Source organism: Sphingobium boeckii (assembly GCF_014199215.1).
GTDB lineage: Bacteria > Pseudomonadota > Alphaproteobacteria > Sphingomonadales > Sphingomonadaceae > Sphingobium_A > Sphingobium_A boeckii.
On the sequence record NZ_JACIJC010000004.1, the window covers coordinates 113,002 to 135,454 of the forward strand.

Consider the following 22,453-nt stretch of genomic DNA (forward strand, 5'->3'; position numbering starts at 1 on the left):
CCCGCTATGCCTCAAGACGTCATCATCTATCACAATCCGGCCTGCGAAACGTCTCGCAACACGCTTGGGATGATCCGGCAATCGGGTCTTGAGCCGCATATCATCGAATATCTCAAAACCCCGCCGAGCCGGGCCATGCTCGTACAATTGATCGCGCGCGCAGGATTGACGCCGCGCGCACTGCTGCGACGGAAAGGCACGCCCTATGCCGAATTGGGGCTGGACGATGAAACATTGTCCGACGATGCGCTCCTCGACGCCATGATGGATCATCCCATTCTCATCAATCGCCCGATCGTCCTCTCGGATCGGGGCGTCCGGCTCTGTCGTCCCTCCGAGGTCGTTCTGGAGATATTGCCTGCCATGCTCGCATCGGCCTTTGTCAAAGAGGATGGCGACGTGGTTCGCGATGAGCGGCGGCGGGGATGATCGAAATTCCAACGGTGCCGATACCGGGCCGCCTGTCTTTTCTCGATCGTTATCTGACGCTCTGGATCTTCGTAGCCATGGCGCTGGGGGTGATCCTGGGCACCCTCTTTCCCGGCGTGCCCGAAGCGCTGAACCGGGCGTCGATCGGCTCCACCAATGTGCCCATCGCCATCGGCCTGATCCTCATGATGTATCCGCCGCTCGCGCGCGTGCGCTATGAGGAACTGCCCAAGGTTTTTCAGGACAAACGCATTCTGGCGCTGTCGCTCGTACAGAATTGGATCATCGGCCCCGTGCTGATGTTTGCCCTGGCGGTCGTGTTCCTGCGGGATCAACCGGCTTACATGACCGGGGTCATTCTGATCGGTCTGGCCCGCTGCATCGCCATGGTGCTGGTGTGGAACACGCTTGCCAAAGGCGACAATCAATATGCGGCTGGGCTGGTCGCATTTAATTCGATCTTCCAGATCCTGTTTTTCAGTGTCTACGCATGGTTGTTTCTCACCCTTCTTCCGCCGCTTTTCGGCTTGGAAGGGCAGATGATCCACGTCGGTTTCTGGACCATTGCAGAGGCGGTGCTGGTCTATCTGGGCCTTCCGTTTCTGGCGGGATTCCTGACGCGGCGCATCCTGACCACCGTGAAGGGCGCGGATTGGTATGAACGTGTCTTCATTCCGCGCATCGCGCCGATCACATTGGCCGCCCTGCTGTTCACGATCATGGCGATGTTCAGCCTGAAAGGCGGCGATGTGGTGCGGCTGCCCTTTGATGCCGTGCGGATCGCGATCCCCCTGACGCTCTATTTCGTGGCGCAATTCCTCATCAGCTTTTTCATGGGCAAGCTGATCGCGGCTGATTATCCCCGCACCACCGCCATCGCCTTCACCGCAGCAGGCAATAATTTCGAATTGGCCATCGCCGTCGCCATCGCCACCTTCGGCCTTGCGTCCCCCGTGGCGTTTGCGGCCGTAATCGGTCCGCTGGTAGAGGTGCCCGTTCTCATTCTTCTGGTTCACGTCGCGCTCCGCCTCGGCCACCGCTGGTTTCCCGCCACCGTGCCCAAGGCCATGACATGAGCCGCCTTCGAACCTTGAGCGATCCAGCCGAACTGCCCGCGCTGGACAAGCGCTATGCGCTTGATCGACCAGCTTTGGGACTGGGTGACGATCAGCCGCCGCCGCGCATCCTGCTGCTTTACGGATCTTTGAGAACACGATCATTTTCGCGCCTCTGCGTGGAAGAAGCCGCGCGTTTGCTGGAATTTTTCGGTGCGGACACCCGAATCTTCGATCCTTCCGATCTGCCCCTGCCCGATCAGATCGGGAATGATGATCATCCCGCGGTGCACGAATTGCGCGCGCTTTCGCTCTGGTCCGAAGGACAGGTCTGGTGCAGCCCCGAGCGGCATGGACAGATCACGGGGGTGATGAAGGCGCAGATCGACCATTTGCCGCTTTCCATGGGCGGAATGCGCCCCACGCAGGGACGCACGCTGGCAGTCATGCAGGTGTCCGCCGGTTCCCAATCTTTCAACAGCGTGAATACGCTGCGCATCCTGGGCCGCTGGATGAGGATGGTCACGATTCCCAATCAGTCCAGCGTGGCCAAGGCCTTTCAGGAATTTGACGAGGCGGGCCGGATGCGGCCATCCGGCTATTATGACCGCATCGTCGATGTGATGGAGGAACTCGTGCGTTTCACCATTCTGTTGCGGCCTCATAGCCGGCAATTGGTGGACCGTTATTCCGAGCGCAAGGAAAGGCAGATCACGATCGATCCGACGACAGACCTCTCGACCATTGCCATCGCGCCGCAATAATCGGATGGTGGATATCCGATGAGCAAAATGACGCTGACCGCCGCCATGACACTCGCGCTTGTCGCGCCGGGGCCGTTGGCCGCCCGCGTCTCCAGGCAGCCCGATGGCTGGGGCTATATGAACCGGCTGGAGCAAGCCGCAATGCTGAACGACTTCAATGCGCGGCTCCTTTCCAGCAACAGCGCGACCCGCACGCTGGAAGAATGGTGCCTGGCCCATCGTATCGCGCCCGTCGTCAAGATCGTCGCCGAACGGATCAAGGGGCAGGACAAGCCGGTTACCGCCGAGCAACGCGCACGGCTGGACATCGCCGCAGACGAACCCGTGCGCTATCGCCGCGTTCTTTTGAAATGCGGGGCGGCGGTGCTGTCCGAAGCCGACAATTGGTATGTCCCATCCCGGCTTACCGCTGCGATGAACGCCGCGCTGGATGGCGAGGACGCGCCATTTGGCAGGGTCGTCGCGCCGCTGGATGTCAACCGTAAGACGCTGAGCGCCAAGGTGCTGTGGAATCCGATGGAAAACGATGACTGGGATATGCGGAGCAGCGCTGCCAATGTGGCTGCTTATGCCAGACGCCCTTCGCTTCCACCCGATTTCGTTATCGAACACCGCGCTCTGGTGTTTGATCGCAACATGAAACCGATCTCTGAAGTCTTTGAAACCTATACGAAAGCGATTTTGAACAGCGCCCCGTCGAAGCGCTGACCGTCATGTCATCATGCGCACTTTGACCTGAAGGCTGCCCGCCAGAAACGACAATTCATTGAACGAGGGCGCGGTCGTCCGCACCCGCTCGGATAGCGTGCCGGCACCGATCAGGCGAACCGCGCGCCCAGCGATCGGGTGACGGATGTCGAACGGATCGTGGACATGGCCGCTCAGGATCACATCCGCGCCAGCCGCCGCCAGGCGGCCCAGCGCGGCCTCGCCGCCCCGCGTGTTGCTCGCTTTGGTCATATCCGCCGTATCGATCAGCGGGTGATGGCAGGTGACGATCTTGAGCCGGTTCGCGGGACAGGCCTGTAGCAGCGTCAAGGTGCGCACAAGGCTGACGGGACGCACCACGCCCCATGACCAATTGGCGCGCCACTGCGCCCGCGCCGTGGTCTTGAGCGGCACGATACACACATGCTCCAGATCAAGCGGCCGTTCGATCGCGCGCTCCAATTTGCGATAGCGCTGATACGGTGACAAAAAACGTGCGATCGGATTGAAATAGGGCAGATCATGATTGCCGGGCTCGATCGTGACCGGCACCTTGAGTTGCTCGAGCCATGCCGTGGCCGTGGCGAATTCCTCGCTCCGCGCCCGATAGGTGAGATCGCCGGTGATGATGACCCCGTCTGGGCGCTCGTCTTTCACCCTGGCGGCGAACCAGGCCAGCGCAGCCTCGTCCTCGCGGCCGAAATGGAGATCACTGACATGGAACAGGCGGGTCATTGAAGATCCGAACGGATGCCCGACGCGGCGGTTCCCCTGCTGTGACCTTGCTGCCGGACTATTGTCCGCCCGCGCCGCCGGCTTCGCGTTCCCCAACCCCTTGCAGAAGCGAAAGATCGTGCAGCGCCCGCATATTGGCGAACGTCACCACTTGAGATGCGAGAATGTCCAGTTGGTTCGCGATAGACGTGTCCACGATCGAACCATCTTCGCCAAACACCGGCACCATGGAATTGACCGCAAGCGCCATCGGCGTCGGCCAGCCGCGCAAGGCGTGCGTGATGGAGCGCAGCGTGGCCAGCGTGGTGCCCGTCGCCTGCCAGCCCGCCGCGGTGGCGATCAGCCCGACCGCACGACCTTCGAAATAGACCGCATCGTCCTTGGCCATATCCTGCACATAATCGAGGGCATTCTTGATCAGGCCGGAAACCGTGCCGTGATAGCCCGGCGATGCGATGATCACGCCCTGCGCACGGCGAAGCCCCGCGATCAGCGCCAGCGTCTTTTCATCCCGCGCCTCTTCGCCCGGCGAATACATCGGCAGATCCAGATCAAGCCCCGCGAACATCAGCGTATCGGCCCCCTTGGCCGCGCATTGCCCCAGTGCATGACGCAGCAAGCGTTCGGAAGAGGAGTTCGGGCTGCCAGTGCCACCCAGACCAACGATAAGAGGCTTTTCTTGCATAGGCTGCGCTATAGCGCGGGCCTCGCAGAGGGGAAGCCCTGAAGCGTATTCCGGCCCGAAAAATCGGGCGCTTGGCATGAGCAGGTTCATTTTGGCTGCAATTTCCGATCAATTCGGTTTAGTGCTTGAACAATATGCGTTGGATGCGTAACGTCGGATGTGTGGGGACTAAAGACGAGATCAGAAAAACTGCAATCATACGGGTGCGAATTCTGATTTGATGAATAAGGAAGCAGATGGTGACGGTCGCTGGCGCTATTCATGCCATGAGGCCAACGAACATCATCTGCTTTTATTTTACGTAATTTACGTAATTCATCGCCTGATCGCGCTTAGGCCAACAGATGGTACATAAGATTATGGCCCACGACCAATTTCAAAGAAGACCGGGTTCTTCTGCCGAATCCGCGTTGTTCGAAATACAAAATATTCTTGATGAACTTAAATTATCCAATGGCATAGCCGTCACTCGGCCGGTCATGGCTGCCTCGGCCAACCTCCCCGATGGCGAGCAGGATCTGGTCAATGCGGCCAAGCGGATCATCAAGATCAGAGAAGCGCGTCGCAAATACCTGCCCGAAGGCTATTTCGAAGAACCGGCCTATAATATCTTGCTGGATCTATACGTGGCCAATGCGGAAAAGCGGATCGTTTACGTGAACGATGCCTGCATCGCCTCCAACACGCCGACATCGACAGCATTGCGATGGATTTCCATTCTGGTGCGCGATGGCTTTGCGATCCGCTTTCGCGATGACAAGGATGCCCGGCGAACGATCCTAGAAATCACGCCGATCGGCGGCCGCGCGATCGGCGACATGCTCAGGGAAAGCATCACCATCTGACGGCTGCTTTTCCGACGTGCGCGGAGATATCGAACGATCCACGGCCAAGGCCTCGATCGCGGAAGCAACATGCGCGCCGACGAGCAGCAGGCCGGCTTCATCGCAACGGATCAGCGCATCCGAAAGCTGTTCGGCAATCGCAACGCGATTGGCTTGCAATCGGGCCATCGAATTCCCCCGAGAAAAGCGCTCCATTATTGTGAGCTTGGTTGCTGCTTATCACTGCCATCGGTTTTTGGCCAGTTCGCTCCACTGATGATCGCCAACCCGGATACATCCAAAACGAATCGAATCTCGATTCATAATGGCACCGATTCCGTTTCAGTTTCCTGAGCTTTCGAAGCAGGGTTAATCCGGCGTCAATGGGGAAAGACGTGAAGTTGACCAGCAAAATCAGCATCCTGAAAGACGCTTTTGAGATTTGGACAAATACGGGTCCAGATTTCAAGTGAGCGTGACCATGAAATTGGGTCTGTCGACGGAAAGCCCCGTCGATCGGCTGCTGGTCGGCCGCAGCGAATCCATGCAAAGCCTGCGTCAATTGGTCCGCCAGGTCGCGCCGACCAACGCGTCCGTCCTGATCACCGGGCCTTCGGGCAGTGGCAAGGAAATGGTGGCGCGCGCACTCCATTTGGAGAGCCGCCGTGCGACCGGCAATTTCGTCGCGGTCAATTGCGGGGCGATTCCCCATGACCTCCTGGAATCCGAATTGTTCGGCCATGAGCGTGGCTCGTTCACCGGTGCGGTGGCTCAGGTCCGCGGACGCTTTGAAGATGCCGATGGCGGCACGCTCTTTCTGGACGAGATCGGCGATATGCCGCCGGCGATGCAGGTGAAATTGTTGCGCGTGCTGGAAGAACGCAACGTCACGCGCGTGGGTGGTCGCAATCCGATCCCGATCGATACCCGCATCATTTCCGCCACCCACCGCGATATCGATCGCGCCATCGAAACCAACAGCTTTCGCGAAGATTTATTCTATCGTCTTGCGGTGTTGCCCGTGGCGCTGCCTTCGCTGGCGGAGCGCACCGAGGATATTCCGCTCCTGGTGCAGCATTTCCTGGAGCGCAGCCATGCGCCGGAGCAGGATCGCCTGGTGTTTTCCCATGGCGCGCTGATGGCGATGGCCGAACATCGCTGGCCCGGCAATGTGCGCGAACTGCGCAATGTGGTGGAGCGGGCCGCGATTCTCTATCCGGGGCGCGAGCTTGGGGGCAGCGATATCAAGGCGCTGCTGCAGCGCGCCGAACCCGGCCGCCGGCTTGAACGCGAAATGCTGTGGGCGATGAGCGAATTACCGGCATCGCCTGCAAACCCCATACAGGGCGAACTCGCACTGCCACACAAGCCCGCGTCCACCGGCCCGATCGATCTGCGCTCCATGGTGGCCGATTTCGAACATCAGCACATTCTGGATGCGCTCAGGAAATCCAAGGGTGTGGTCGCCGACGCCGCCCGCCTGCTGTCTCTCCAGCGCACCACGCTGATCGAGAAGATGCACAAATATGGCGTGGTCCGCGAAACCGTCTGATCCGGCGTCAGCCGATCTGTTTCCAGGATTCGGCGATTTCGGCGATGATGCCGCCGGCTGCCTGGATTTTTTCCAGTTCGCCTTCCCGCACACCCGCCAGCAATAGCCGCCGCGCCTCTTCATAGACCCGGCTCAAGGTCTTGGCGACTTCGCCGCCGCGTTCGAAATCCAGGCTGCCATCCAGCGATTGCAGGATGTTGAGCGAACGGGACAAGGCCTGCGCCTGGAGCTGGGGATTGCGACAGCCAGCGACGAGCTGGATCGAGACACCCAGTTCCTCGTACAGGATGGCGACCAGCCCATGAGGCGACGCATTTTCGATGCGCCCGGCGAGATCGATCTGGCCATAACGTGCGCTGGGAGCGGCACCGGAGAGGCGGCTGTAATACATTCTTCTATCCTTTGTTCGGGTCCGCCGCGTTTAATCGTCGTTCGTCCACATCTTGATCTGCTGTTCGAGATAGCTCTGGGTCGCCTTGAACGCGGCCACCCGGCGTTCCATCGCGGTGAAGGTAACCTCCAGCCGTGCACGGAAAGCGTCTTCGCGCATTTCCATCTTTTCGCGATCGTCGCCGATCATCTCGGCTTCTTTCTTCAAACGGTCCTGCATCGTCACCAGCGGACCGGTCGTGCTGCGCAGCGCATCACGCACGGCTTTCAATGCACCGCCAAGCCCGAGATCCACCGTGATCGTCGCCGAGGCGACGGTGCCGAGCGGCTGGAACGCCAGGCCGGCGGCCAAGGTGCCGATCGCGCCGAACAGCGTATTCCCGCTGGCGGTGGCAGCCACGCCGTTGATCATGCCCGATGCGTCACCGCCATTGATCCCTGGCACGAGATTGGTCAGCACATAGGTGCCCGGCTTGGCCAGGCCCGGAGCGCTGGAAATGGAGACCAGAGGATTGTCGCTCTTCTGGCTGGGATTGAACAGCTCTTCAACCGCATCCGGGCTGTTGGCCAAGGCCGCGTCGAGCCGCGCCGTATCCACCGAGAGCGAGCCGTCACGCGCGGTGCGCACGCCGATTTCGGCCAGCGTGGTCGGGCCATCGCCGGAGCGCAATTTCATCGCGCTCATCGCGGCCAGCTTGGTCCGCATATCGCGGATCGCGGAATTGCCGCGCAGCGGACCGCCGTTCGCACCATCGCTATCGGCGGGCGCGGTCGCTTCATCCAGCATCGTTTCAAGGCTGTTATAGGCGGCGACATAATCCTCGACCGCCTGCTTCAACGCATCGGTCTGGCGGCTTGAGCCGATTCCGACGACGGTGCCCACGGATGCTTTTTTCAAATCGATCGTTACGCCCGGCAACACATCGCTGAAGCTGTTGGTGGCGCGAGAAATCGCGATGCCGTCCAGCTTGATGATCGCATCTTGCGCGGCCTGCGCCTGGGTGAGGCCGCCGGTCGATCCCACGCCGGCATAAGCGAATTGCGAAAGGCTGGCATCCGCCCCCGCCTGAGGCACCATCGTGAACGCTTGCGCTGCGCCGGTCGTGCCGCGAATGATCAGTCGCGAGCCGCCATTGCCATCACTCACGATGGACGAGGTAACGCCCGCATTGGCGGCATTGATCGCGGCGGACAAGCCGGAAAGGCTGTTGTTGTTGGCGTCCACCGTGACGTTGAACGCGCCCTTGCCGGTGGTCAGCGTAAATGTGCCGACGCCGATCGGTGCCGCGGTATCTGCGATCGATCCGGAAGCCAGGGATTGCGCGGTGGCGAGCTGCACCACTTCGATATTGGCCGAAAGACCGCTCAAATGCGCGCCGGGCTTCATCGTGGTGGTGAGGATGCTGGTGTCCGAAGAGGTCGGCTGGGTGAACAGGGTGCCGCCGCTGATCAGCGTGGTCAGCGCGCTGGCGAAACTGTCAATGGCGCTGGCGAGGCTTCCCACGGAAGAAATCTTGGCGGTGTTCGCGGTTTCCCGCGCCGTGATCTGCGCTTCCTTGGGTGCCTTGGACGCATTGGCCAGATCCTCAATCAACTGGACAGTGTCGATGCCCGACCCCACCCCCATCGCTGCTGAAATTGACGTGACCATGATGCGCTTGCGCTCCTTCTATCCCCCTTAACGGCCGGCGGGCCGGGCGGTTAAGAGCGGATTCAAGGCATATCGACGATCTTCATCGTGCAACCGGGCCGGCGCTCCGATTCCGGCTTCGGGCAGGCGCGCTCCACGGGTGCGGGTGCGGGTGCAGCCAGATCGGCATCGCGCGCCGTATCCGGCGTCATCCGCACGGTTGATCGGATCTGCACACTGATCCGCGCAGTGGCGCTCCGGGCGGAGAGGTCCGGGTTCGCGGCACTCTGCCCTGCCAGCACGGAGAGGGAGAAGACCGGCGCGAGCTGCGCCATACGCCACAGGATCGGATGTTTTCGGGATAGATCGCGCACGCCACACTCCATGGCCGCTCTTGGCCAGATGGGGAAACGGCTGATATGATCAGGACTTAAGCCTGTTTGCGGCCTTCTTCATCATAACGTGCGCCTTCGGGCACATCGACATTGGGCTGGCGGATACCCTCGGCCATGGCGCGATCAAGATTGAACACGAACGCCAGCACCGTGGCCACGGCGATATACAGATCCTCGCGCACGATGTCGCCGGTGCGCGTCGTGAAATAGATCGCGCGGGCGAGCGAGGGATAAGACAATACCGGCACCTTGGCCTCGCCCGCCGCCTCGCGGATTGCCTGGGCCATCGCGCCGCGACCCCGCGCCAGCAGCACCGGCGCGGCGTCATAGCCAGGGCGATAGCGCAAGGCGACGGCGAAATGGGTGGGGTTCACCAGGATCACCGTAGCCTCCGCCACAGCCTGACGCGCGGAGCCGCGCGCCGCTTCGAACTGTTTGCGGCGGATCGCCTGCTTCACTTCGGGCGAGCCTTCGGATTGCTTGCCTTCCTCCTTCACCTCCTGCTTCGTCATACGCATACGCGCGAGGCGCTGGAAGAATTGCGCCGGCACATCGACCATCGCGATCAGGAACAGCGCACCCGCCATCACTGCCACGATCAGCGTGAAGGTGGACGCGAGCTGGGACAGCGCCGGGCCAAGCTCCTGCCGCCCGGCCGACATGATATGATCGCTCTGCCCCATCAGCACATACCAGCCGACGACCGCGATCACCCCCACTTTGGCGATCGACTTCACCAGCTCGATCAATCCGTTCATGCTGAAGATGCGCTTGATCCCGGTGGCCGGATTGATGCGATTGCCCTTGAAGGCAAAGGATTTGGCACGGAAGCCGAGCGACCCCAGCATGGCGGGCGCGGCGAAGGCGGCGGCCAGTGTCATCGCAAACAGCGCCACCAGCGGCAGGATGACGATCGCGCCGAGACGCAACGCCCGCGCGGCGGGATCGAAATTCTCGATATCGGCGGCATTGAAGCGCAGGGCTTCGCCGAGCATCGTGGATATCGCTTCGATCATCATCGGCCCGATCGCGATCAGCCATGCTGCGCCCACCCCCATGACCAGCGCAATCGCCAGTTCGCGCGATTGAAGGACATCGCCTTCCTCGGCCGAATCACGCCTTTTCTTATCGGTTGGATCTTCGGTTTTCTGGTCCTTGTCTGCCTGATCGGCCATCGCCTCAGCCTCCCGCCAACTGGCGCGACATCGCCAGTCCGGCTTCGAGCGCCGCGGTGATGCTTTCCGCCAGATACGGCACGGCGATGGCGATCAGCACGACCCCGGCCATGAGTGTGGCGGGCAAGCCGACCGCGAACAGGTTCAACGCAGGTGCAGAGCGGGACAGCACACCCATGATGAGCTGCACCATGATCAGCGAGAAACCGACCGGCAGCGCGATCGTCAGCCCCATCGCGAACAGATTACCGCCGAACATCACGAGGCTGTTGATAGCCTCGCTTGTCATCATCGGGCCGCCAACCGGCATGGACTGGTAACTGTCCACGATGATCGCCGCGAGCATGAGATGCCCGCCCAGCGCCAGAAACAGAAAGGTGCCGAGCAAATTCAGGAACTGGCCGAGCGCGGGGGTGGAGGCACCGCTCGCCGGATCGATCATGCCGGCGAAACCCAGGCCCATCGCATTGCCGATCACCTCGCCCGCCATCATCGCTGCGGAAAAACCGATCTGCACGGCAAAGCCAAGGGCGAGGCCGATCAGCACTTCGCCGGTGATCAGCATGAATCCGGAGATGCTGACAAGCCCGGAATCGGGCATCGCCACGGGCTGCACTTGAAGCGCGGCCAATCCAATCGCCAGCGCCACGATCAGGCGAAGCTGGACGGGCACGGCGGCTGCGCCGAAGATCGGTGCCGCCAGAAATGCCGCGCCGGGGCGGATCATCATCAGCAGCCAGAGCCAGAGCTTGATCTCCAGATCCGAAAACCCTGCCGGCATCAGCGCACGATATCCGGGATGCGCGCAAAGATTTCCCGCGTGAAATCCGCCAGCAGGATGAGGATCGCGCTGCCCGAAATGGCGAGCGCAATCGCGATTACGATCAGCTTGGGTACGAACGTCAGCGTGGCTTCGTTGATCGAGGTCGCGGCCTGGATCATGCCCAGAACGAGGCCGACGATCAGCGCCGGGATCAAAATCGGCGCACAGGCCAGAGCCAGCACCCAGAGCGCCTGTTGCGCCACGCCCATGAAATAATCAGCGTCGGCCATCGCCTATGTCACCGAAAAGGAGCCGGCGAGCGACCCCATGGTCAGCGCCCAGCCGTCCACCAGCACGAAGAGCAGCAGCTTGAACGGCATCGAGATGATCGAGGGCGAGAGCATGACCATGCCCAGCGCCATGAGCGTGCTCGCCACCACGAGGTCGATGATCAGGAACGGCAGAAAGATCAGGAACCCGATCTGGAACGCGGTTTTCAACTCGCTCGTGACGAAGGCTGGCAGCAGGATCGCGAAGGGAATATCCTTGGGCGTCGCGATCGCCGGTGATTTGGAGATATCCATGAACAACTTGAGATCGGTCTGCCGCGTCTGCTTGACCATGAAGCCATGCAGCACCGTGCCGGAACGCGAGATCGCTTCCTCGATGCTGATCTGCCCAGCGCCATAGGGCGTATAGGCGCTGTCCCTGATCTGATCGATTGAGGGCTTCATCACGAAAACCGAAAGAAACAGCGCCAGCCCGACCAGCACCTGATTGGGCGGAGTCTGTTGCAATCCCAGCGCCTGGCGCAGGATCGAGAGGACGATGATGATGCGGGTAAAGCTCGTCATCATCAGCACCAGCGACGGCAGCACCGTCAGCAGGCTCATCAGGACGAGGATCTGCAGCGACAGGGAGAGCGGACGCCCATCGCCCGCGATCGTGCTCATCGCGCGATCGAGGCCGCCCGGCGCGACCTGTGCGAAAGCGGGCGTGGCGATGAGAAAGGATATCAGAAGAAGGACGATACTCGCTCCCCTCCATGCCTTCGTGGAGGGGGTGGGGGTGGCAACTTCCTTTAAGAAGGGAGGGCCACCCCCGCCCCCTCCAGCAAGGACTGGAGGGGAGAATGAAGCAGAAGGTCGCTTAAGCATCAGCATCCAGATCAGGCACTTCGAATACCGCAGGCTTGGGTTCTTCGGCGATCAGATCGATCCGGCCGCGTGTTACCGACAGCAAAAGGCGACGCTCGCCGAATTCGACCAGAGCGAGCCGGCCTGCCGTGCCCATCGGGATCGCATCGATCACGTTCAGATGGCGCACGCGCCGGTTGACCGTGAGATCGGGGCCGACCTTGCGCCACAGCCACAAAGCGCCGACCGCCATGCCCGCCACAAGCGGGAGCAGGATCAACATGCGCACGACATAATCGAACATCACAGGCGCCGTTCGACCCCGGCCATCCGCGTTTCCGTGCCGACGACATCGACGACCCGGACTCCGAAGCGACCATTGACCGTGACCACTTCGCCGCGCGCGACGAGCGTGCCATTCACCAGGATATCGAGCAATTCACTCGCCTGACGATCCAGTTCGACCACGCTGCCTTCGGCAAGCTCGAGCAATTCGGCAAGGCGAAGCGAGGTATTGCCCACTTCAACCGAGAGACGCAGCGGGATATCCGCCAGCAGCCGCATATTGTGCAGCGAATCTGCCTCGGGCGCGATCATATGTTCGGACAAGTCACTCATGAAATCTGGCCTTTCTCGATAGTGTCGATGAGCAGCGCGGCCTGCCCGTCCTTTTCGCCAATGGTCCCCATCGCAAAGCGACGGTTGGCGACGAGCAGCGGAACCTTGGCGCTGACCGAAATGGGAATGACGTCGCCGGGCTTGAGCGACATGAGCTGCGCCGCCGAAATCTTCGGCCGCGCCAGCACGCTGCGCACGGGCAGGCGCACTTCGTTCAACGCCTGCGCCATGCGATTGCGCCATTGCGCATCCGCGGGGCCGGCTTCGTCATGCACCTTGGCGGTGAGCGACCCTTCCACAGCACGGAGCGAACCCAGCGGATACAGGATTGCGATGCTGGTCGCGCGGCCATGCGCGGGCGTGATCGTGAAGCGCTGGATCACCACCGATTCCTCCGGACGGAAGAGATTGGCGAAAATCGCATTGGTGTCCCGCGACGCTAGCGTTGGCGTCAGCGCAACGATTTCGCCCCAGGATTCGACCAGCGCCTGCATGATCGAATCGGTCATCTTCATGATCACCGCATCTTCGGATGGCGTGAATTCGGCGTGACGTCGCGCACTGGGAATACCAGTGCCGCCAAAGAAGATATCGACCACGCTGGCCACGAAATCCGGCTGGATCTTCACCAGCACGCCGCCTTTGAGCGGCCGCACGCGATAGAAATTCAGGCTCGTGAAATCGGGCAGGTCGCCGCGCCAATGTTCAAAGCGCACCGTCTCGATCGGCTCGGCCACGATTTTCGTGCGCCCCTGCACCAATGGCTCGACAACCTGACGCAAGCGCCGCGCCATCTTTTCGCCGATGCGCTCCAGCCCCGGCATCCAGGCCGTCGGCTTGGAATCGTGCACGCCCAGCGAGAATGGCTCGACCTTGGGAATATCGGAGGCGATGCCGCCCACCTGGTTCAGCTCGTCCATCAGTGCCGATGCCTCCGCGCCGGTCAGCGCCGCTTTCTTGATCTTGCTCACTGGATCACGAAATTCGTGAAATAGACATTGTCTATCCCGCCGAACCCTTCCTTTTCCTCCAAGGCCTTGTTGATCGCCACCTTGAGTGCACGCAGAAGCTGCCTTTTGCCTTCGGGCGTCGCCACGGCATCGATGCCCTGATCCGACAGGGTCATCAACACCGCCGAGCGGATCGGAATCTCGTTCTTGGTGAGATTTTCGATTACGCGGTTATCATAATTGGTCGAAACCCCGATGGAGACCTGCATGAAGCCATCGGTATCCGCCAGATTGGCGGTGAAATTCTTCTCGATCTCGTAATAGCTCGTCTGGAATTTGGATTTTTCCTTGCCCGCTGCCGCCGCACCGGAATGCTCGATCGCATTTTCCTTCATCACGAGCTGGGGCTTGTTGGGGTCTTCCTTGTGTGCCTCATCCTTGCCGCCGCCGACCAGGCCGGAGCCATAGGCATAAATGCCCGCAACCGCCCCGCCGCCGCCGAGTATGGCAACGCCGGCTACGAGCAATGCGATCTTCTTCAGACCGCCGCCCTTCTTTTTCATCGGCGCATCGGCCTCTTTGGGTGCATCACTCATCTCTGGTCATCCTGTCATGCAAAGCGTTCGTTCGAGGGCCGGGCGGTGGTCTCCGCCGTTTCGCCATCGAACGTCTGATCGCGGTTGAATATTACGGGTTCCTGAGGCGCGTTGCGACCGCCCCCGCTGGATTGCTGGCCCAGATCGACGTGCGATTCGGCAATGCGCACGCCCTGCGCGCGCGCTTCGGCGATCAGCCTGGGTTGCGCGTCGGCAAGGATCAGGCGCGCGGCCTCGGTCTCGGTCGTCATCCGCATGGACAGGCCGTCACTGCCATTGGCCATGTCGATCTGCAAACTGCCCAGATGGTCGGGATCGAGCCGGAAGCGCAGGCGGCCTTCGCCATTGGCAAGCTGGGCGATATCCTTGGCCGCGCGATCGATCCACTGCGCATCGCGCGCCACATCGAGCCGGGTCTCCAGCGATTGCGAGGCGAGTTCGGTTTGGATAGCGGCGATATCGCTGACGGGCGCAGGCGTGGCGACATTGATCGCGCCCGGCGTCTGTTTGTGCAGCAGGATGACGGGGGCCGCATCCACCTTGGTCAGGAGCATTTCGGTCTCCCCGGGCAGCGTGGATGCCGCCGGAGCCTCCACCTTCGCATCCAGAGTGAACGGATGCGCTGCCGCTTGGTCGGAAACCGGCACGGCAAAAGTCGCTTCGGTCGCTTTAGCCGGCTTGCCGGTGCGCGGCGACACGGGCTGTGCAACCACATTCTGAAAGATTGCCGGCGCGGCGATTGCGGCGGCGGCTTCTGCCTTTATCGACGTCGCCGGCATCTGTACGGGCACCTGCGTGCCGACAGCCGCCAATATGGCGGCCACATCCGGAGTGGTTTGTGGTGTCGCTGACAGCGCTTGCGGCGCGGCAGGGGCAGCTGTTTCCGCCGCAATTTCGGTTTCCGCCTGACCGTCCGCCGTCACCGTCGTGGTCTGGACGGCTTCACCCTCTGGCGCGGTCACCTTGATCGTACCCGGCAAAGCCGGCGCCGTTTCGGGTTTGACGAGGGACAATGCAGGGGAAGGCGTTTCCGCCTTGGGTACCGCGGGCTGGAACGAGATCGGCGTCATCTTGCCGGGCTGTGACGCGGCCTGCTGGCCCGCCTGCGGCAGCGTGAGCGAGGCCATCAACTGATCGAACGCGGTGGCACCCGCCGTCTCGCCGCTGGGCGAGGCCGCGGGGACTGCGCCCAGCATCTGATCGAGTGACGGCAGGGTGCGTGCAATCATGATATGTCTCCAAATCCGCGGTTGCGAACGCGGGTGCGGAACGGCGTCTCACGACGACGCTCCATGGCTTCGTTCAATTGCGCCTGCGCCTGAACCTCTAGCCGGTCTGCGCTTTCCTGGCGGATGCGCGCTTCGATCCGTGCCAGCGAGCTTTCGAGCGCACTCGCCTTCGCTCCACTGATCGCATCGGCAAGGCCGGTGCGGGCATCGCGCAGCCGTTGCGCCAGTTCGCCTGCATTCGAAAGCGCCGCGCCAAACATCGAGCCCGCCGATGGCGTGAGATCGGTGGCGAGGCGATGAAGCCGCGAAGAATGCTCTTCCAGCACGATTACGCGGCCTTCCGCCTCGGCCGCGCTGGCGGAGGCGCGCGCGTGCTCGATCTTGCGGACGCGCGCGATGCGGGCGCGGCGCTGGGTCAGGCTCTTCACAGGCCAAATCCTTCCATCAGGTCGGCACGGCTATCGTTGAAGCCGATCGAATCCTTCTGCCCCTGCCGGATGAAGGCCAGCAATTCCGGACGGCGCTCGATCGCTTCGTCGATCGCAGGATCGCTGCCAGCGCGATAAGCACCCATCAGGATGAGATCGCGATTTTCCTCATAATCGGACCAGATCCGGCGAAACGCCGTCGCGGCCGCCAGATGCTGCGGGGTCACGATATCGGACATCACGCGGCTGAGCGAACGACCGATATCGATCGCGGGATAGACGCCCTGCTCGGCGAGCGTGCGGACCATCACGAAATGACCGTCCACGATCGCGCGTGCGGAATCGACCACGGGATCCTCCAGATCGCCGCCGTCCGCCAGCACTGTATAAATTGCGGTGATCGAACCGCCATTGCGGCTGTCGACGCCGGCACGCTCCACGAGACGCGGAATGATCGCCAGTGCCGAGGGCGGATAACCCTTCATGGTCGGCGGTTCGCCCAGAGACAGTCCAATTTCGCGCTGCGCATGGGCGACGCGGGTGAGGCTATCCATCAGCAGCAGGACGCGAAGACCCTGCGCGCGGAAATATTCGGCAATCGCGGTGGCGCGCATCGCGGCGCGGATCCGCAAGACCGGCGGGTGATCGGCCGGAACCGCCACGACCACGGAACGGGCACGCGCGGCACCCGTCAGCTTGGTCTGCAGGAAATCGGTGACCTCTCGGCTGCGCTCGCCAACAAGTCCCACCACGACGACATCCACCGCGGCCCCCGCCACGATCTGCCCCATCAGAACGGATTTGCCGACGCCGGACCCCGCGACCAGCGCAATGCGCTGCCCCACGCCCACGGTGAGCAGCGCATTGATCGCGCGCACGCCGACATCGAAGGTTTCGGTGACGCGCGCGCGCTGCATCGGGTTGCCGGGGCGGCCCGCGAGCGGCCAGAGTTGCGTGTTGCCGAGCGGCCCCAGGCCATCGATCGGCTGGCCCAGCGCATCCACCACGCGGCCAAGCAGGCTTTCACCCACTTCAGCGCCGCCGCCATAGCCATCGGGCTCGACTCGCGCACCGCAGATCAGCGAACGATCCGGGTCCAGCGCCATCAGCAAGGCACGATCGCCGCGAAAACCAACGACTTCGGCGCGTACCGGATGACCATCCGAATCCGCAATCCGCGCGCTCGATCCCATCGGCTGCACGAAACCGGTCGCTTCCAGCATCATGCCATCGAACGCCGCCAGCCGGCCCACGCGCCGCGGGCCGAGCGACGCGACGTCGATCGACTCCAGCAATGTGCGGGCATGGGCGGCGAGATGGCTCATTGCGAGATGCCCATTCTCTCCAGCGCCTGACGCAGCTTTTCCAGACCTACGTCGGGGCCGTCTTCCACCCATCCAGTGCCCGTTTCCACGAAGACCGAGCCGGGCAACATGCCGGCATCGGGGATGATCTCCACATCGAGATCAGCACCCTCCAGGCGTTTGATATCATCGGGGTGCAGCCGCATCCGGCGCGGCGCAGACGCATCCGCGATCAACTGCGCAACCACGGCCACCCGCTTGTCCAGCAGATCGGCGTCGATCACCGCTTCGCCCACGATCTGACGGACGAGCCGATCGACGGTTTCCGCAAGCAGCGATGCCAGTTCCGCAGGCGGCTCGGGCCGGTATTGCTCCAGCATTTCGGCCAGCCGTGCGACGGCTTCCCGCTCCGCCCCGACCTCGAGCTCCACCGTGCGACGGCCTTCATTATAGCCATCGGCAAAGGCGATATCGCGAATGGAATCGAGGTTGATCGTGGTTTCAACGGGTTCCCGCTGCACCAGCGTGGCGCTGCTTTCAAAGCCTGACGAGAATTTCTCTGTCCAGGGCACGAACGGCGGACGTTCCTTCGTGCCCGTCAGATCCATGGCATTGAGCGTGGATGCGCCGCGTGCTGCATCGGGTTTCCAGAACTCAGACATAGTCCTCGCCCTTGCCCCCCAGCATGATCGCGCCAGAATCGGCGAGACGGCGGGCGACAGTCAGCATTTCGCGCTGCGCTTCCTGCACTTCGGCCAAGCGGGTCGGGCCACGGTCGGCCATTTCGTCCTGGATCGATTGCGCGGCGCGGCTGGACATGCAGCCCAGCATCTTGTTGCGCAACTTTTCCTCCGCGCCCTTGAGCGCAAGCACGAGAATGTCGTTTTCCACCGCACGCAGCAATGCGCCGAGACTTTTCTCGTCCAGTTCCATGAGGTTATCGAAGATGAACATCTCGTCTTCAATCGTGCGCGCCAGCGTCTTGTCCAGCTTGACGAGGCCACGGACGATCCGCTGCTCACTGGTCTTGCGGGTGCCGTTCACGATCTTGGCGGCTTCGGACGGCCCGCCGCGACGAGAGGTGGCTCCGGCGGAATTGGAGCGTTCCACCATCTTGAGCATCACGCGCTCGAGTTCATCCAGCGCATCACCCGTCACGGGGCGCAAAGTCGCGATGCGATAGACGATATCGGCCTGGCAATCATCATCCAGCATCTGCAGCACTTCGGCTGCGACGCCCGATTCCAGATGCGCCATCACGAGGGCGGCCACTTGCGGATGCTCATGCTCGATCACCGAAGCGATCGTGCGCGTATCCATCCATTTCAGCGCTTCCAATGAACTGAAGCGCTCGATCGGCGTGATGCGCGAAAGCACGTTATCTGCACGGTCAGACCCCAAAGCCTTTTCCATCATGCCGCGGATTTGCTTGTCCGCGCTAAAGCCGATCGTTGTACGGGCGCGGGCGCGCTGCACGAACAGATCGAGCACGTTGGACACCTGGCCTTCGGAAACATCGGCTACGGCAAACATCGCGCCGCCAAGTTGCTCCACTTCGTCCGGGCCAAGACGCCCCAGCACATCGGCGGCTTCGGCTTCATCAAGCAGCATCAGGAAGATCGCAGCGGCTTCGCTGCCCTTCATCGGCTCTTCGGGGATATCGGCAAGGTCTGCAAAATCAGTCGCCACGCGCGTTGCTCCTCGAATCGGCCTGGATCAGATCACGCACGACAAGTGCCGCGCGCGCCGGGTCCTGGCGGACGAAATTGCGGATGAGATCGGCGCGGGCGGTATAGCCCGGCGCCGCTTCGATCATGTCGATCGTCACTTCGGAATCATTGCCGGTGCGCGCGCGATCCGCCAGGGCACTCGCGATTTCGCCGCCGAGCGCCGCCTTGGAGGCCTTCCCCGCGCCGGGCGCTTGGCCCGCCGCGGCGCGACGCTTGAGCATCGGACGACCGATACCGAACACCAGCAATATGACGACGAGCAGCGCAGTCACGTTGCGCGCCACCATCGCGATCCAATCCTGCTGCCACCAGGGCACGGCCTCTTCGGTCACATCGGCGAATTTGCGCGACGAGATGGCGATCTGATCGCCCCGCGCCTGATCGAAGCCGACCGCGCCCTTCACCAGCGCATCGACAGCGGCGATTTCCGCCTTGCTGCGCGGCTTGCCGGTGGCGGGATCGCGGAGCGCGACCGCAACAGACAGGCGCTTGATTGAACCCACGGGCTGCTTGGTCACGGAGACTTCACGGCCCAGTTCGAACGTGCGGTTATAATTTTCGGTGGTGCGCGCAGGTGTCGGCGGAACGGGTGCGCCGGCAACCGGCAGGGTCAGCGATGCGCCGGGCGCGGCCTGCACCTGTGATGCGGTAGGTGCCTGGTTCGAAATCGCGCCGGGAATGCCGCTCGCGCCGACGGGTTCGCCATCCTTGGTCCAGGCACCGCGCTCTTCGCGCACCGCTGACGTATCCTGCGGATAGGATTCGCGCGTGGCCTGAACCTCGGCGAAATCGACATCCGCATGGACCTCGGTGGTGAAATTGCCAGCGCCGAGCATCGGCGTTAGCAAAGCATTCAGGGATTCGACATAGCGCTTTTCCATGCGCTGCTGGATGTCGATCTGGCGATCCGACGCGGCAGACGATGCGTCGCCATTGCGCGAAAGCAGCCGGCCGGTCTGATCGACCACCGAGACACCCTCAGGCGACAGGCCGGGCACGGACGATGCCACCAGATACGCCATGGCATGAACCTGGCCGTCGCTCAGCGAACGGCCATTCTGAAGCTGAAGCATCACCGAGGCTGCAGGCGCGGAACGATCGCGCAGGAACACGCTGGGCTGTTCGACGGCGAGATGCACCCGCGCGCTCTTCACCGCGTCCATTTCCTCGATCGTGCGGGCCAGATCGGCCTCGCGCGCGGCGCGCAGGCGCTGATCCTCAACCGCACGGCTCGCGCCCATCGGCATATTGCTGATCATGCTTTCGCTATCAGGCGCGCCCTTGGGCAGCCCCTGCGACGCGAGCAGCATCCGCGCTTCATGATAATCGGCTTCGGAGACGGACAGCGCGCCACTCTTGTTATCCAGCGTATAATCCACGCCGGCACTGCGCAGCGCATCCGCCACCACGGCCTTGTCGCCATCGGCGAGCCCGGCGAAAAGATCGCGCTGCGGCGGCTGGCTGAAGGCCGACCAGGCGAGCGCGCTCATGCCGATCAGCGAGGCGACCGCAATCGCGGGCATCGCCTTCGCGAAAGCCGGCTGTGCCGTGAACTGCCGCGCTTGCGACAAAATCCCCGCGGGCGACCAATCGGCGCGGCGGGGCTGGATCGAGCGGGGAGCTGATGGCTCCGGCGGGAGGGTGACAAGATCACTCATGTTACACCGGCATACTCATGATATCCTTGTAAGCGGACAGCAGCTTGTTGCGGACCTGAAGCGTGGCCTGGAAACCAAGCGTCGCCTGTTCGCGCGCGATCATCACCGCTGCAATGTCCGTCGTCTCGCCGCGTTCAAACGCTTCCGAAGCGGTGGACGCATTGGATTGGAGATTGTTGACCTCGCTCAGCGCACCGCGCAGCGCTTCGGTGAAATTGGCATCGCCCGTGGCATCCGTCTTGCCGATGCCGGGCAGCCCCTGCCCCGCCACTTTCTGAAGCGAGGAATTCTGCTGCAGGATGGCGCTGCGCATTTGCATGATGCTGGTGGCGTCGATCTTCATGGCTCTATCTCCAGTCAAGCCGCAGTACGGAATTCAGCGAGGCGGTAACGCAGTGTGCGTTCGCTGATGCCCAGCCGCTCGGCTGCGCGGACCCGGTGGCCGCCCGTGGCTTCAAGCGCTTCCCGGATCGCACGCGCCTGGCTCGCCCGGCCGATCTCGGACAGGCGATGCCGCTTTTCCGGCAGATACTCCGCGATCAGAAGGTTTTCATCGCGCGGCATATGGGTCGATTCGATCGAAAGATCGGATGCGTCCAGCCTTTCGCCCGCGCGCAGCAGCAATCCGCGCTGCAGCGTATTTTCCAGCTCGCGGACGTTGCCAGGCCAGCTATGCGCCATCAGCAGATCCAGCGCATTCGCGGTGGGCCAGGCAAAGGGGGCGTTCTTGGGCGAATGTTTCATCAGCAAGGTCGCGGCGATCGCGCGCACATCCTGGCGGCGATCGCGCAACGGCTTGATCTGCAACGGGATCACATTGAGACGCCAGTAAAGATCGGCCCTGAACCGGCCCGCCGCCACTTCGCCCGCCAGATCGCGGTTGGCGGCGGCGATCACGCGGGCGTCGACAGGGATGGCGCGCGTGGCACCAACGGGGAGCACTTCACGCTCCTGCAGCGCGCGCAGCAGCTTGGCCTGAAGATCCAGTGGCAGTTCGGCTACCTCGTCCAGCATTAGCGTGCCGCCATCGGCGGCGCGGAACAAGCCTTCGCCCGATGTGCCCGCGCCGGTGAAGCTGCCCTTTTGATGACCGAACAATATGGCTTCGAGCATCGTCGAAGGCAGCGCTGCGCAATTGACCGGCACGAACGGCTGATTGGCGCGTAGGGACGACGCATGGACGAAGCGGGAAACGCCTTCCTTGCCGGTGCCGGTTTCGCCCAGCACCAGAACGGTGGCATCGCTGGCGGCCACGCGCTCGCACATTTGCAGGAAGCGCCCGGACTCCGGTTCGCCCGATGCGGGGCGATGGGCCGGGCGGACCAGCTCGGTCAACATGGCGTGACCAAACGCCATATCTTCGAACCCGAAGCCGATCCGCGCCGGAAGACCGCCAGAAGACCAGGAAAACTCTGGCGGCCCATCTCTGAATTCCAAAAACACATCGCCGCAATTGGCCTGTGCCATTTCGGTGACGTGCAGCACGCGGGGCGCGCCGCGGCGTTCGGGCACGATTACGGGGGCGACGTGACAGGCAAGCCCCGTCGCCGCGATCCATCTCATCAACGTGGGGCTGGCTTCAGCCGCGCGGTCGCTGACGATTACACTCATTCCTTGGTCCCCCAAATCGCGACCCCCCAGGCCGCAACGATAAATTAAGCAACAATTGTGCCAAACCGGGAACGGCTGAATCCTCCTA

28 protein-coding genes are annotated in these 22,453 nt (G+C 62.4%); 7 read left to right on the forward strand and 21 right to left on the reverse strand.

The features are described 5' to 3' along the window. The first annotated feature begins 6 nt into the window (after positions 1–6). Genes arsC through FHS49_RS12085 form a run of 4 tightly spaced genes read left to right on the forward strand, consistent with a single transcriptional unit; the run spans position 7 to position 2,956 of the window. Positions 7–429, forward strand: a complete 423-nt coding sequence (gene arsC, locus FHS49_RS12070) for an arsenate reductase (glutaredoxin) (protein WP_184018859.1) — start codon at positions 7–9, stop codon at positions 427–429. Continuing rightward, positions 426–1,505 (forward strand): ACR3 family arsenite efflux transporter, encoded by a 1,080-nt coding sequence (gene arsB / locus FHS49_RS12075; RefSeq protein WP_184018862.1) that lies wholly within the window; start codon positions 426–428, stop codon positions 1,503–1,505. The genes arsC and arsB overlap by 4 nt, the downstream gene beginning before the upstream one ends. Beyond that, positions 1,502–2,248 (forward strand): arsenical resistance protein ArsH, encoded by a 747-nt coding sequence (arsH, locus tag FHS49_RS12080; RefSeq protein WP_184018869.1) that lies wholly within the window; start codon positions 1,502–1,504, stop codon positions 2,246–2,248. The genes arsB and arsH overlap by 4 nt, the downstream gene beginning before the upstream one ends. A gap of 18 nt (positions 2,249–2,266) precedes the next feature. Next, the gene (locus tag FHS49_RS12085) at positions 2,267–2,956 is read left to right on the forward strand and encodes a hypothetical protein (protein WP_184018872.1); all 690 of its coding nucleotides are present in this window, start codon (positions 2,267–2,269) and stop codon (positions 2,954–2,956) included. A 3-nt stretch (positions 2,957–2,959) separates the two neighbouring features. Here the strand turns inward: FHS49_RS12085 and FHS49_RS12090 are convergent, their stop codons facing one another. Together FHS49_RS12090 and FHS49_RS12095 are read right to left on the reverse strand one after the other, a co-directional pair. Then, positions 2,960–3,691 (reverse strand): metallophosphoesterase family protein, encoded by a 732-nt coding sequence (locus FHS49_RS12090; RefSeq protein WP_184018874.1) that lies wholly within the window; start codon positions 3,689–3,691, stop codon positions 2,960–2,962. A 58-nt stretch (positions 3,692–3,749) separates the two neighbouring features. Continuing rightward, positions 3,750–4,376, reverse strand: a complete 627-nt coding sequence (locus FHS49_RS12095) for an NADPH-dependent FMN reductase (RefSeq protein ID WP_184018876.1) — start codon at positions 4,374–4,376, stop codon at positions 3,750–3,752. Between the two features lie 479 nt (positions 4,377–4,855). On the opposite strand from FHS49_RS12095, the gene FHS49_RS12100 reads away from it, so the two are divergent. The 3 genes from FHS49_RS12100 to FHS49_RS12110 all read left to right on the forward strand — a co-directional run bounded on the left by FHS49_RS12100 (position 4,856) and on the right by FHS49_RS12110 (position 6,752). Further along, positions 4,856–5,221 carry a hypothetical protein gene (locus FHS49_RS12100; protein WP_184018878.1) on the forward strand — a complete coding sequence of 122 codons (366 nt, stop codon included), beginning with the start codon at positions 4,856–4,858 and terminating at the stop codon, positions 5,219–5,221. A gap of 69 nt (positions 5,222–5,290) precedes the next feature. Then, the gene (locus FHS49_RS12105; protein WP_184019880.1) at positions 5,291–5,554 is read left to right on the forward strand and encodes a hypothetical protein; all 264 of its coding nucleotides are present in this window, start codon (positions 5,291–5,293) and stop codon (positions 5,552–5,554) included. Between the two features lie 127 nt (positions 5,555–5,681). Next, positions 5,682–6,752 carry a sigma-54 interaction domain-containing protein gene (locus FHS49_RS12110; RefSeq protein WP_184018880.1) on the forward strand — a complete coding sequence of 357 codons (1,071 nt, stop codon included), beginning with the start codon at positions 5,682–5,684 and terminating at the stop codon, positions 6,750–6,752. A 7-nt stretch (positions 6,753–6,759) separates the two neighbouring features. On the opposite strand, the gene FHS49_RS12115 is transcribed toward FHS49_RS12110, so the two are convergent. The 19 genes from FHS49_RS12115 to FHS49_RS12205 form a co-directional block, all read right to left on the reverse strand. Further along, the gene (locus FHS49_RS12115) at positions 6,760–7,143 is read right to left on the reverse strand and encodes a flagellar export chaperone FliS (RefSeq protein WP_184018883.1); all 384 of its coding nucleotides are present in this window, start codon (positions 7,141–7,143) and stop codon (positions 6,760–6,762) included. A 30-nt stretch (positions 7,144–7,173) separates the two neighbouring features. Continuing rightward, positions 7,174–8,793 carry a flagellar filament capping protein FliD gene (fliD, locus tag FHS49_RS12120; protein WP_246350673.1) on the reverse strand — a complete coding sequence of 540 codons (1,620 nt, stop codon included), beginning with the start codon at positions 8,791–8,793 and terminating at the stop codon, positions 7,174–7,176. A gap of 62 nt (positions 8,794–8,855) precedes the next feature. After that, on the reverse strand, positions 8,856–9,146 hold the full coding sequence (locus FHS49_RS12125; RefSeq protein ID WP_184018885.1) for a hypothetical protein: 291 nt from the start codon (positions 9,144–9,146) through the stop codon (positions 8,856–8,858). A 56-nt stretch (positions 9,147–9,202) separates the two neighbouring features. Then, complete coding sequence (locus FHS49_RS12130) at positions 9,203–10,342, reverse strand: EscU/YscU/HrcU family type III secretion system export apparatus switch protein (RefSeq protein WP_184018887.1); 1,140 nt, start codon at positions 10,340–10,342, stop codon at positions 9,203–9,205. Positions 10,343–10,346: 4 nt separating this feature from the next. Beyond that, on the reverse strand, positions 10,347–11,126 hold the full coding sequence (gene fliR / locus FHS49_RS12135) for a flagellar biosynthetic protein FliR (RefSeq protein WP_184019782.1): 780 nt from the start codon (positions 11,124–11,126) through the stop codon (positions 10,347–10,349). Beyond that, a complete protein-coding gene (fliQ, locus tag FHS49_RS12140; RefSeq protein ID WP_184018889.1) occupies positions 11,123–11,395 on the reverse strand; it encodes a flagellar biosynthesis protein FliQ in 273 nt (90 codons plus the stop codon). The genes fliR and fliQ overlap by 4 nt, the downstream gene beginning before the upstream one ends. 3 nt (positions 11,396–11,398) lie before the next feature. Beyond that, on the reverse strand, positions 11,399–12,262 hold the full coding sequence (gene fliP, locus FHS49_RS12145; protein ID WP_184018892.1) for a flagellar type III secretion system pore protein FliP: 864 nt from the start codon (positions 12,260–12,262) through the stop codon (positions 11,399–11,401). Continuing rightward, complete coding sequence (locus FHS49_RS12150) at positions 12,255–12,545, reverse strand: FliO/MopB family protein (RefSeq protein ID WP_184018894.1); 291 nt, start codon at positions 12,543–12,545, stop codon at positions 12,255–12,257. The genes fliP and FHS49_RS12150 overlap by 8 nt, the downstream gene beginning before the upstream one ends. After that, the gene (fliN, locus tag FHS49_RS12155; protein ID WP_184018896.1) at positions 12,545–12,859 is read right to left on the reverse strand and encodes a flagellar motor switch protein FliN; all 315 of its coding nucleotides are present in this window, start codon (positions 12,857–12,859) and stop codon (positions 12,545–12,547) included. Before fliN ends, FHS49_RS12150 begins: the two co-directional genes overlap by 1 nt. Next, positions 12,856–13,830: a flagellar motor switch protein FliM gene (locus FHS49_RS12160; RefSeq protein ID WP_343052973.1), complete on the reverse strand. Its 975-nt coding sequence runs from the start codon at positions 13,828–13,830 to the stop codon at positions 12,856–12,858. Before FHS49_RS12160 ends, fliN begins: the two co-directional genes overlap by 4 nt. Continuing rightward, positions 13,827–14,405 (reverse strand): flagellar basal body-associated FliL family protein, encoded by a 579-nt coding sequence (locus FHS49_RS12165; RefSeq protein ID WP_184018898.1) that lies wholly within the window; start codon positions 14,403–14,405, stop codon positions 13,827–13,829. The genes FHS49_RS12160 and FHS49_RS12165 overlap by 4 nt, the downstream gene beginning before the upstream one ends. Positions 14,406–14,419: 14 nt before the next feature. Then, positions 14,420–15,634: a flagellar hook-length control protein FliK gene (locus FHS49_RS12170; protein ID WP_184018900.1), complete on the reverse strand. Its 1,215-nt coding sequence runs from the start codon at positions 15,632–15,634 to the stop codon at positions 14,420–14,422. Further along, positions 15,631–16,062, reverse strand: coding sequence for a hypothetical protein (locus tag FHS49_RS12175; RefSeq protein ID WP_184018902.1), 432 nt, complete (start codon positions 16,060–16,062; stop codon positions 15,631–15,633). Before FHS49_RS12175 ends, FHS49_RS12170 begins: the two co-directional genes overlap by 4 nt. Continuing rightward, positions 16,059–17,387, reverse strand: a complete 1,329-nt coding sequence (locus tag FHS49_RS12180) for a FliI/YscN family ATPase (RefSeq protein ID WP_184018904.1) — start codon at positions 17,385–17,387, stop codon at positions 16,059–16,061. Before FHS49_RS12180 ends, FHS49_RS12175 begins: the two co-directional genes overlap by 4 nt. Then, positions 17,384–18,028, reverse strand: coding sequence for a FliH/SctL family protein (locus FHS49_RS12185; protein WP_184018906.1), 645 nt, complete (start codon positions 18,026–18,028; stop codon positions 17,384–17,386). The genes FHS49_RS12180 and FHS49_RS12185 overlap by 4 nt, the downstream gene beginning before the upstream one ends. Beyond that, positions 18,021–19,010 (reverse strand): flagellar motor switch protein FliG, encoded by a 990-nt coding sequence (fliG, locus tag FHS49_RS12190; RefSeq protein ID WP_184019794.1) that lies wholly within the window; start codon positions 19,008–19,010, stop codon positions 18,021–18,023. The genes FHS49_RS12185 and fliG overlap by 8 nt, the downstream gene beginning before the upstream one ends. Positions 19,011–19,044: 34 nt before the next feature. Further along, positions 19,045–20,754: a flagellar basal-body MS-ring/collar protein FliF gene (gene fliF / locus FHS49_RS12195; protein ID WP_184018908.1), complete on the reverse strand. Its 1,710-nt coding sequence runs from the start codon at positions 20,752–20,754 to the stop codon at positions 19,045–19,047. Between the two features lies 1 nt (position 20,755). Then, complete coding sequence (gene fliE, locus FHS49_RS12200) at positions 20,756–21,097, reverse strand: flagellar hook-basal body complex protein FliE (protein WP_246350675.1); 342 nt, start codon at positions 21,095–21,097, stop codon at positions 20,756–20,758. Between the two features lie 14 nt (positions 21,098–21,111). Further along, positions 21,112–22,365: a sigma-54 interaction domain-containing protein gene (locus FHS49_RS12205; RefSeq protein WP_184018910.1), complete on the reverse strand. Its 1,254-nt coding sequence runs from the start codon at positions 22,363–22,365 to the stop codon at positions 21,112–21,114. Positions 22,366–22,453: the final 88 nt, after the last annotated feature.

Excerpts from the sequence above, each read along its gene's own strand:
- arsC (WP_184018859.1), top strand. The coding sequence starts at position 7 with ATGCCTCAAGACGTCATCATCTATCACAATCCGGCCTGCGAAACGTCT.
- arsB (WP_184018862.1), top strand. The coding sequence starts at position 426 with ATGATCGAAATTCCAACGGTGCCGATACCGGGCCGCCTGTCTTTTCTC.
- arsH (WP_184018869.1), top strand. The coding sequence starts at position 1,502 with ATGAGCCGCCTTCGAACCTTGAGCGATCCAGCCGAACTGCCCGCGCTG.
- FHS49_RS12085 (WP_184018872.1), top strand. The coding sequence starts at position 2,267 with ATGAGCAAAATGACGCTGACCGCCGCCATGACACTCGCGCTTGTCGCG.
- FHS49_RS12090 (WP_184018874.1), bottom strand. The coding sequence starts at position 3,691 with ATGACCCGCCTGTTCCATGTCAGTGATCTCCATTTCGGCCGCGAGGAC.
- FHS49_RS12095 (WP_184018876.1), bottom strand. The coding sequence starts at position 4,376 with ATGCAAGAAAAGCCTCTTATCGTTGGTCTGGGTGGCACTGGCAGCCCG.
- FHS49_RS12100 (WP_184018878.1), top strand. The coding sequence starts at position 4,856 with ATGGCTGCCTCGGCCAACCTCCCCGATGGCGAGCAGGATCTGGTCAAT.
- FHS49_RS12105 (WP_184019880.1), top strand. The coding sequence starts at position 5,291 with ATGCGCGCCGACGAGCAGCAGGCCGGCTTCATCGCAACGGATCAGCGC.
- FHS49_RS12110 (WP_184018880.1), top strand. The coding sequence starts at position 5,682 with ATGAAATTGGGTCTGTCGACGGAAAGCCCCGTCGATCGGCTGCTGGTC.
- FHS49_RS12115 (WP_184018883.1), bottom strand. The coding sequence starts at position 7,143 with ATGTATTACAGCCGCCTCTCCGGTGCCGCTCCCAGCGCACGTTATGGC.
- fliD (WP_246350673.1), bottom strand. The coding sequence starts at position 8,793 with ATGGTCACGTCAATTTCAGCAGCGATGGGGGTGGGGTCGGGCATCGAC.
- FHS49_RS12130 (WP_184018887.1), bottom strand. The coding sequence starts at position 10,342 with ATGGCCGATCAGGCAGACAAGGACCAGAAAACCGAAGATCCAACCGAT.
- fliQ (WP_184018889.1), bottom strand. The coding sequence starts at position 11,395 with ATGGCCGACGCTGATTATTTCATGGGCGTGGCGCAACAGGCGCTCTGG.
- fliP (WP_184018892.1), bottom strand. The coding sequence starts at position 12,262 with ATGCTTAAGCGACCTTCTGCTTCATTCTCCCCTCCAGTCCTTGCTGGA.
- FHS49_RS12150 (WP_184018894.1), bottom strand. The coding sequence starts at position 12,545 with ATGTTCGATTATGTCGTGCGCATGTTGATCCTGCTCCCGCTTGTGGCG.
- fliN (WP_184018896.1), bottom strand. The coding sequence starts at position 12,859 with ATGAGTGACTTGTCCGAACATATGATCGCGCCCGAGGCAGATTCGCTG.
- FHS49_RS12165 (WP_184018898.1), bottom strand. The coding sequence starts at position 14,405 with ATGAGTGATGCACCCAAAGAGGCCGATGCGCCGATGAAAAAGAAGGGC.
- FHS49_RS12170 (WP_184018900.1), bottom strand. The coding sequence starts at position 15,634 with ATGATTGCACGCACCCTGCCGTCACTCGATCAGATGCTGGGCGCAGTC.
- FHS49_RS12180 (WP_184018904.1), bottom strand. The coding sequence starts at position 17,387 with ATGAGCCATCTCGCCGCCCATGCCCGCACATTGCTGGAGTCGATCGAC.
- FHS49_RS12185 (WP_184018906.1), bottom strand. The coding sequence starts at position 18,028 with ATGTCTGAGTTCTGGAAACCCGATGCAGCACGCGGCGCATCCACGCTC.
- fliG (WP_184019794.1), bottom strand. The coding sequence starts at position 19,010 with ATGAAGGGCAGCGAAGCCGCTGCGATCTTCCTGATGCTGCTTGATGAA.
- fliF (WP_184018908.1), bottom strand. The coding sequence starts at position 20,754 with ATGAGTGATCTTGTCACCCTCCCGCCGGAGCCATCAGCTCCCCGCTCG.
- fliE (WP_246350675.1), bottom strand. The coding sequence starts at position 21,097 with ATGAAGATCGACGCCACCAGCATCATGCAAATGCGCAGCGCCATCCTG.
- FHS49_RS12205 (WP_184018910.1), bottom strand. The coding sequence starts at position 22,365 with ATGAGTGTAATCGTCAGCGACCGCGCGGCTGAAGCCAGCCCCACGTTG.